We start from the raw sequence: 8,153 nt of genomic DNA, 5'->3' as shown, positions 1-8,153 counted from the left end.
TTTCTAGTAATTTAAATTATAAGGAATACCTTCTTTTTTTAAAATAAAAGTGTGCAATATCTATGGCTCTTAAACAAAATTAATTAAACTCATAATATAATGTGTATCTATTTGTGATTGCTTTTTCTCCATAATATACTAACGCTATATAATATTTTGTATGTGCATTGAAATGAGTGTTTAATTGATTTTGTCCGTTTTTTAAAAGATTTAATTGTTCATCAAATAACATTATAGTAACATCTTTTGCATATTCTAATTTTATATTGATTGAACTATTTATGTCTGTAGTATTTTCTAACTTGTATAAATCTATATCTATTAAATTAGAATTTCTTATATATGGTTTAATAAACTCATCTATACCATCAAGATCATTTTTGAAAAAATATCCATAAATTAATTCATTTGGATAATTAATAGTATCAGCATCATTGATGGTATTATTTGGTTCTATTTCATTTGAAGGTAAATAATTATCTTTAAATAAAAATTTTAAACTATATTTGCATTCCTTATCAGAATGCAATTTAACAAAATATGAATCGTCATAAAGAAGCAGATCTGTAAGTTCAATGAAACCATTATAATTTAAAATATCTTTTGTATTAATAGAAAATATTCTATTGTTAGTAGAAAATACTTCTATATCAACATTAGCTTTATTGTCATATATAGAAATATAGAAATCCATAGCAGTTGCATTTGTTGGTTTTATCTGATAATAGTCAATATCTTCTATACTATCAAAACTGGCATTAATAGAAACATTATAATCTATAAATTGAGAATATTCCAAACTATCATTTGGTTCTATTTCATCTCTTTTTGCGGCACTTGTATTTTTGTTGTTAGTGCAGGATAATATAATAAATATTAAGATTAATAATAATGTATGTTTCATGATTAAAATAATACATTTATTTAGAAAAGAATGCAAATTAAAAAATATTATGTATTTATATTGGATTTATAATTCTTTTGACCGCACGGTGGATAAAATTAAAAGTATGAATTGATTAATAATATCATTGAAATTAATTATGTAATTTTTTTAAACGTGCGTAGATTAGATAAAAAATTTAATTTAAACTTGGGTGGGGCATGCTTTTTATATTTGTGTAATAAAGATATATAAAACAAAAATTTAAAATAAAATAAAAAAGATATAGGGTGGGGTGTGTAAATAAAGTTTTAAAACTTAATTACATTTGCCCGCCCTCTATCTTTATAACTTTAATTTGTAATTTTATTTTTATTTTCTTTATTGCTTTAATTAGAAATTATAGCACCCGCCCAAATTTTTTAAAAAATTTAGAATGCAATAACGCACGATGAATGAAATTTTAGATATGAATTTTATTAGTAATACAATTCAATTAAGTATAGAATTCTATTTACCGTGCGTGGGGAAGGTGAACAAATAATAATTAAAAATCTATTTTAGCTTTTGTGTCTGATGATAATTTTATTCCTTCTATTATCTTTATGGATTCCAAAGCAGTAGAAGCATTTGAAATAGGTTCACCTCCTTTTTCCAAACATTCTATTATGTTATTAATAGCATCAAGCATTCTTTCATTACCATAATCTTTATTATATTGTTTAATTAATGTTAATGCTTCATAATTAGAACCAGCTTCATTGTTATTAACTTTTTTGTATTGATATAATTCAAAACTATTTCCATTGTTGTATAATCTTATTCTTCCATTTTCTCCCATTATATCAATTTCAAGCATATACTTAAATGGAGAAGTACTAACAGCTTTAATAAATCCAATAGTACCTGATGTGAATTTTATCATTCCGCATCCGCCGTAATCATTAAAGCCATGAACTTCTCTTATAAAATCAGTCTGTTTTTCACCTATAACATATTCAGGTTTTGAATTAGTGAAGTAAAGCATTAAATCTATAATATGACTTGCACTCGTATGTAGGGCAGTAGCACCATAACCAACTATTGTATATATTTTTCCAATAGCATTTTCTTCTATAAGCTTTTTAATTTCTTTATTGATGTTATCCCATCTTAATATATAGTTAACAGCAAATACAGTATTATTCTTTTTTGATAGTTCTAATATTTCTTTAGATTCATCTATTGAGTATGATAAAGTTTTTTCACAAAAAATTGCTTTCACTCCAGTTTCTATATATTTTTTAGCTATTTCATAATGAAGTTCTATAGGTGTGCATATACTTACAATATCAAACTCATTTTCTTCAAGCATTTTATTATAATCAATATAGCCTTTTTCAATATTTTCATCTTTTTGAATTTGCTTAACTAAATTCAAATCAGTATTACCGCATATAGCAGTAATTTTAGTGTTTTTAGTATTTTGATAAGCCTTTATATGTGACCAAATTATTTTTCTATTAGGGTCTTTATCTATGAAGTAAGCAATTTGTCCAAGCCCTATTATACCAACTTTGTACATAATTATCTCCAATTTTTATTTTTTATATTGTACTATTAAAGAGAATAAAATACATTAATTTTTAATAATGTATGTATTTTAAATTAATAATTTTGTTCTTGACAATGAAATTTTTTTGTATTATAATATTAACATATAAATCTTCGGGGCTAGGTGAAATTCCATACCGGCGGTAAAGTCCGCGAGCCTTTTTGATGTATCTCTTTCAAAAACGGCAGATTTGGTGCGATTCCAAAACCGACAGTTAAAGTCTGGATGGTAGAAGATATTAATGTAACTTACTACATAAATTTGGCTCTAAGTGTTTAATCATTTAGAGTTTTTTTGTTTGTAGATTTCTTTTTTACCTTCCTAAAAACAATTCCTAAAGATTAAAAAAATTTTATAAAAGAGTATTAGCAGTATGCAGGAAAATATGCATGAAAAATACATGAAAATGGCTATAGAAGAAGCAAAGAAGGGAGAAGGTTTTACAAGTCCTAATCCTTTAGTTGGTGCTGTTATAGTGAAAGACGGAAAAGTTATAGGTATTGGATATCATAAAAAATACGGTGAAAATCATGCTGAAATCAATGCATTTTTGGATGCAAAAGAGAAAGGCGAAAATGTTGAAGATGCTGATATATATGTAACTTTGGAACCTTGCTCTCATTATGGAAAAACTCCTCCTTGTGCTGATGCTATTATAAAAAATAAGTTAAAAAGAGTAATTATAGGCTGTGTTGATTCTAATCCTAAAGTAGCAGGAAATGGAATAAAAAAATTAAAAGATGCTGGAATTGAAGTTGTAATAAATGTACTTGAAGAAGAATGCAGAAAATTAAATGAGGTTTTCTTCTATTATATAGCTAATAAAAGACCATTTGTTGTTATGAAATATGCTATGACTATGGACGGTAAAATAGCCACTGTAAGCGGAAAATCAAAATGGATAACTTCAGAAAAAACAAGAGAGCATTCTCATAGATTCAGAAATAAATACTCTGCTATAATGGTTGGAATAAATACTGTAATAGAAGATAATCCTACACTCAATTGCAGACTTCCAAATACTAGAAATCCTATAAGAATAATTTTGGATAGTTCTTTGAAAATAGATTTGAATTCTAATATTTGTAAAACTGCTAAAGAGATAAAGACTTTTATAGCTACTGTTAGTAATGATGATAAAAAAATAAAAGAACTTGAAAGCGTTGGCATAGAGATAATAAAAACAGAAAATGATAACGGCAAAGTAAGTTTAAAAGATTTGATGAGAATACTTGGAGAGGAAAAAAATATTGATAGTGTGTATGTTGAAGGCGGTGCTACTTTACATGCAAGTTTATTGAAAGAGAAATTAGCTAATAAGGCATTGATTTATATAGCACCAAAAATATTCGGAGGATCAAAAGCAAAAACTCCAATAGGAGGCGAAGGAATAGACGATCCTGATAATGCTGTTAAACTTGCGGAAGGCAGCATAACAAAAATAGAAGATGATTTGTTTTTGGAGTATTATTTAAAATATTAATTTATATAATATTTAATTATTGGGGACTAGTCCCCAAACCCCTACTTCTTTTGGTGGCCCAAAGAAGCAAAAGGACTGCATTTATATCATTTTGCATTCAATGGCATCAAAAAAGATTATAATTATAGGATTATACAATAATGTTTACTGGTATAGTTGAAGAAATAGGAACTGTTAAATCTGTACAAAGCAAAGTTATTACAATAGAAGCAAGCAAAATATTTGATGATTTGCACTTAGGTGATAGCGTCGCTGTTAATGGTACTTGTTTAACTGTATCTAGTTTTGATAATAAAATATTTAATGCTGATGTTACTCAAGAAACTTTGAACCGTACTAATTTAGGAAGTTTAAAAAATGGAAGTAAAGTTAATCTTGAAAGAGCTATGACATTAAGCGGAAGATTTGGCGGACACATAGTAAGCGGACATATTGACGGAGTGGGAAGCATTAAGTCTATGAAAAAAGATGACAATGCTATAATACTCACTATTGAAGTGCCTAAACACTTAATGAAATATATAGTAGAAAAAGGTTCTGTTGCTGTTGATGGCATAAGTTTGACAGTAGCTAGTTTAACTGATAATACTTTTTCTATAGCAGTTATTCCTCATACATTAAAGGAAACTGTGCTTTATTATAAAAAAGAAGGTGATAAGGTTAATATTGAAAATGATGTTATAGGCAAATATGTTGAAAGACTTTTAACATTTAAAGAAGATAATGAAGATAAAAAATCCAATATCACTATGGAGTTTTTACTCAAGAATGGATTTTAATATTTTTTAATAATAAACTTTTACAGCTTTTTGATTATGAAAAAACTGAATAAAAAATATAAATGGAGTATAAAAATGGAAAATGTTTACAGTACAATCGATGAAGCTTTAGAGGATTTAAGAAACGGAAAAATTATAATTGTTTCTGATGATGAAGATAGAGAAAATGAAGGCGATTTAATCTGTGCGGCAGAATTTGCTACTACAGAAAATATCAACTTTATGGCTACTTATGCTAAGGGTTTGATATGTATGCCTATGAGTAAAGAAATTACTAATAAATTAAATTTAAATCAAATGGTTACAAAAAATACTGATAATCATGAAACAGCTTTCACAGTGTCTATTGACCATGTTGAAACTACAACAGGTATATCAGCAGTTGAAAGATCTATCACAGCTTTAAAAGTTATTGATGAGAATTCTAAACCAGAAGATTTCAGACGTCCTGGTCATATGTTCCCATTGCTTGCAAAAGAAGGCGGAGTATTGGTTAGAATGGGACATACTGAAGCTACTGTTGATTTGATGAGATTAGCAGGTTTAAAAGAATGCGGTTTATGCTGTGAGATTATGAGAGATGACGGCGATATGATGAGAAGAGATGATTTAATTGATTTCGCTAAAAAACATAATCTTAAAATGATAACTGTTTCTGATTTAATTGATTATAGAAAAAAGAATGAAGATTTAATGGAGCTTTATGCCAAAGCGAAAATGCCTACTAAATATGGGGAGTTTGAAATACTTACTTACGTTAATAAAATAACAAAAGAACATCATGTAGTTTTAACTATGGGAGATATTTCAAGCGGAGAAGATGTACTTTGCAGAGTTCATTCTGAATGCTTGACAGGCGATGCATTAGGCTCTAAAAGATGCGATTGTGGTGAACAGTATGATTATGCTATGAGAAAAATTGCTGAGGAAGGCAGGGGCATAATGGTTTATATGCGTCAGGAAGGAAGAGGAATAGGACTTGTTAATAAATTAAGAGCTTATGAACTTCAGGACAGCGGACTTGATACAGTTGATGCTAATATAGCTTTGGGATTCAGAGATGATATGCGTGAATATTATGAGGCTTATCAAATGCTTAAAAATTTGGGAGTTAAGAGCATAAAAATAATGACTAATAACCCAGATAAAATAAAGTATTTGAATAACTACGGATTAGAAATAAAAGATAGAATACCTATACAAATAGAAGCTTCAGAGTATGATGCATTCTATCTAAAAACTAAGAAGGAAAGAATGGGCCATATTTTAGATTGAATTTAAAAAATAAAAAACTTGTGAGTTCCTGACATTTGTAAAAATGTCAGGAACTATCAACGAACAAGTTTTTTATATATAATAAAAGAATGGGCCATATTTTAGATTGAATTTAAAAAATAAAAAACTTGTGAGTTCCTGACATTTGTAAAAATGTCAGGAACTATCAACGAACAAGTTTTTTATATATAATAAAAGAATGGGCCATATTTTAGATTGAATTTAAAAAATAAAAAACTTGTGAGTTCCTGACATTTGTAAAAATGTCAGGGCTTATCAACGAACAAGTTTTTATATATAATAAAAGAATGGGCCATATATTAGATTAAAATTTTTATGCGATAATAATAAAAAGTGAGCCGAAGCCAGCAAATAAATTTATTTATTTGCTGCTTATAGGCTGAGGTGACCAGGTAGGCACCCTTACGGGTGGCATAGCAATAATAATAAAATTTTCTAGCAAATTAAAAATATATAAAGCTAGATAAATTGCGAGCCTCTGGAAACTGACGAAGGAAGTTCCCAGAGCCTTTAAGCGAGCAATTTTCTAGCAAATTTAAAAAAGGAAGTAAAGATGAAAACTTTTGAAGGAAAACTCGTTAGTGAAAAACCAATTAAAATCGGTATAGTGTGTGCTAGATTCAATGAATTCATTGTTTCTAAACTTTTAGGCGGTGCTTTAGATGCTTTATCTCGTCATGATATTAAAGATGATGATATTAGTGTTGCTTGGGTGCCTGGTGCTTTTGAAATTCCTCTAATAGCTTCTAAAATGGCTAAATCAAAAAAGTATGATGCAGTTATTTGTTTGGGTGCTGTTATAAGAGGTTCTACAACACATTATGATTATGTTTGTGCTGAAGTATCAAAAGGTATTGCTAATGTTTCACTTAATTCTGATATACCTGTGATGTTTGGTGTACTTACTACTGAAAATATTGAGCAGGCTATTGAGAGAGCTGGAACTAAAGCAGGTAATAAGGGCTTTGATGCTGCTATGGGTGCTATCGAAATGGTTAATCTAATAAGAGAAATAGAAAAATAATTCAAATAAAAGCCATATTTATGAAAAACAAGGTCGAAAGGCCTTGTTTTTTTTTGAATTTATTTGTTATATTTTAATATAAAATAATAAAATATAAGAGTAACTATATACTTTTTATGAATTTAATATATTATTTATTAGTAAGTATTATCAATTAAGGAGCGTGTGATATGGACTTGAAGGGATCAAAGACAGAAATTAATTTGAGAAATGCTTTTATAGGTGAAGCTATGGCTAGATGCAGGTACATGTATTATGCTGAAAAGGCCCGTGAAGAAGGCAGGGAAGATATAGCATCTGTATATGAAAAATTTGCTAGAAATGAGCAGGAACATGCCAAAATATGGTTTGAAAATTTTCATGGTATTCCTAACACTATAGAAAATTTAAAAGAGTCAATTATAAATGAAAATTATGAATCTATAGATATGTATTTGTCTTATGCTAAAACTGCTCAAGAAGAAGGATTTGATGATTTGGCTATGGCTTTTATGAATGTGGCAAGAATAGAAGATGGCCATAAAAAGAAATTTCAAAGTCTTTTGCAAGATAAGTCTTTTGAAGTAAAAAATTGGCAATGTGATATATGCGGTTACATTGATTTGGCAAATGAAAATCCTCAAATATGTCCTGTTTGCAAAACTAAAAAGTCAAAATAATAATTGTTATATATTCTATTATAAGTGTGTATTAACTTATAATAGAATATTTAGTTTAATTGTTTTATTTACATTTGCCCGCCCTTTATTCTTTATAATACATTTAAAAATTTTTGTTCTAATTTTCTTTATATCTAAAGTAAAAAAGCATGCCCGCCCAAATTTTTATTATATTTATAATTTCTTTAACGCACGGTTAATGGATTTTTATTTATAATTGGAATTGTATTATTGATTAATTTATATTCTTAATTTTGTTTTACGTGCGTTGTATAGATTCTAAATTTAAATAAAACTAGGGTGGGTGTTAACAAATTCTTTTTAAACAGTAAGGAAATAAAAAATTTAAATAAAAAAATAGGGGCTGTCCTAGATAACTTAAATTTGTTAAAATTTAAGTATGAAACGAAGTAAATTAAGTAAAGATAAACAATT

7 protein-coding genes and 1 riboswitch are annotated in these 8,153 nt (G+C 27.8%); of the genes, 5 read left to right on the top strand and 2 right to left on the bottom strand.

The features are described 5' to 3' along the window. Positions 1-79 precede the first annotated feature (79 nt). Entirely contained in the window at positions 80-904 is an 825-nt protein-coding gene (locus Q0K52_RS14210; RefSeq protein ID WP_297300541.1) for a hypothetical protein, read from the bottom strand. A gap of 526 nt (positions 905-1,430) precedes the next feature. Beyond that, complete coding sequence (locus tag Q0K52_RS14205) at positions 1,431-2,447, bottom strand: Gfo/Idh/MocA family oxidoreductase (RefSeq protein WP_297300540.1); 1,017 nt, start codon at positions 2,445-2,447, stop codon at positions 1,431-1,433. 135 nt (positions 2,448-2,582) lie between these two features. Next, positions 2,583-2,718, top strand: a riboswitch (FMN riboswitch). 132 nt (positions 2,719-2,850) lie between these two features. Between Q0K52_RS14205 and ribD the strand changes: the two genes are divergently transcribed. The 5 genes from ribD to Q0K52_RS14180 all read left to right on the top strand — a co-directional run bounded on the left by ribD (position 2,851) and on the right by Q0K52_RS14180 (position 7,718). Continuing rightward, the gene (gene ribD / locus Q0K52_RS14200) at positions 2,851-3,960 is read left to right on the top strand and encodes a bifunctional diaminohydroxyphosphoribosylaminopyrimidine deaminase/5-amino-6-(5-phosphoribosylamino)uracil reductase RibD (RefSeq protein WP_297300539.1); all 1,110 of its coding nucleotides are present in this window, start codon (positions 2,851-2,853) and stop codon (positions 3,958-3,960) included. Positions 3,961-4,100: 140 nt separating this feature from the next. Beyond that, entirely contained in the window at positions 4,101-4,739 is a 639-nt protein-coding gene (locus Q0K52_RS14195) for a riboflavin synthase (RefSeq protein ID WP_297300538.1), read from the top strand. A 75-nt stretch (positions 4,740-4,814) separates the two neighbouring features. Continuing rightward, positions 4,815-6,014, top strand: a complete 1,200-nt coding sequence (locus Q0K52_RS14190) for a bifunctional 3,4-dihydroxy-2-butanone-4-phosphate synthase/GTP cyclohydrolase II (protein ID WP_297300537.1) — start codon at positions 4,815-4,817, stop codon at positions 6,012-6,014. A gap of 574 nt (positions 6,015-6,588) precedes the next feature. Then, the gene (gene ribE, locus Q0K52_RS14185) at positions 6,589-7,059 is read left to right on the top strand and encodes a 6,7-dimethyl-8-ribityllumazine synthase (protein WP_297300536.1); all 471 of its coding nucleotides are present in this window, start codon (positions 6,589-6,591) and stop codon (positions 7,057-7,059) included. Between the two features lie 170 nt (positions 7,060-7,229). Continuing rightward, positions 7,230-7,718, top strand: coding sequence for a ferritin family protein (locus Q0K52_RS14180; protein WP_297300535.1), 489 nt, complete (start codon positions 7,230-7,232; stop codon positions 7,716-7,718). Positions 7,719-8,153: the final 435 nt, after the last annotated feature.

It is taken from the genome of uncultured Brachyspira sp. (assembly GCF_944390845.1).
Lineage (GTDB): Bacteria > Spirochaetota > Brachyspiria > Brachyspirales > Brachyspiraceae > Brachyspira > Brachyspira pulli.
Note: the sequence above shows the minus strand (reverse complement) of the source record. Positions and strands in the feature narration are given on the sequence as shown.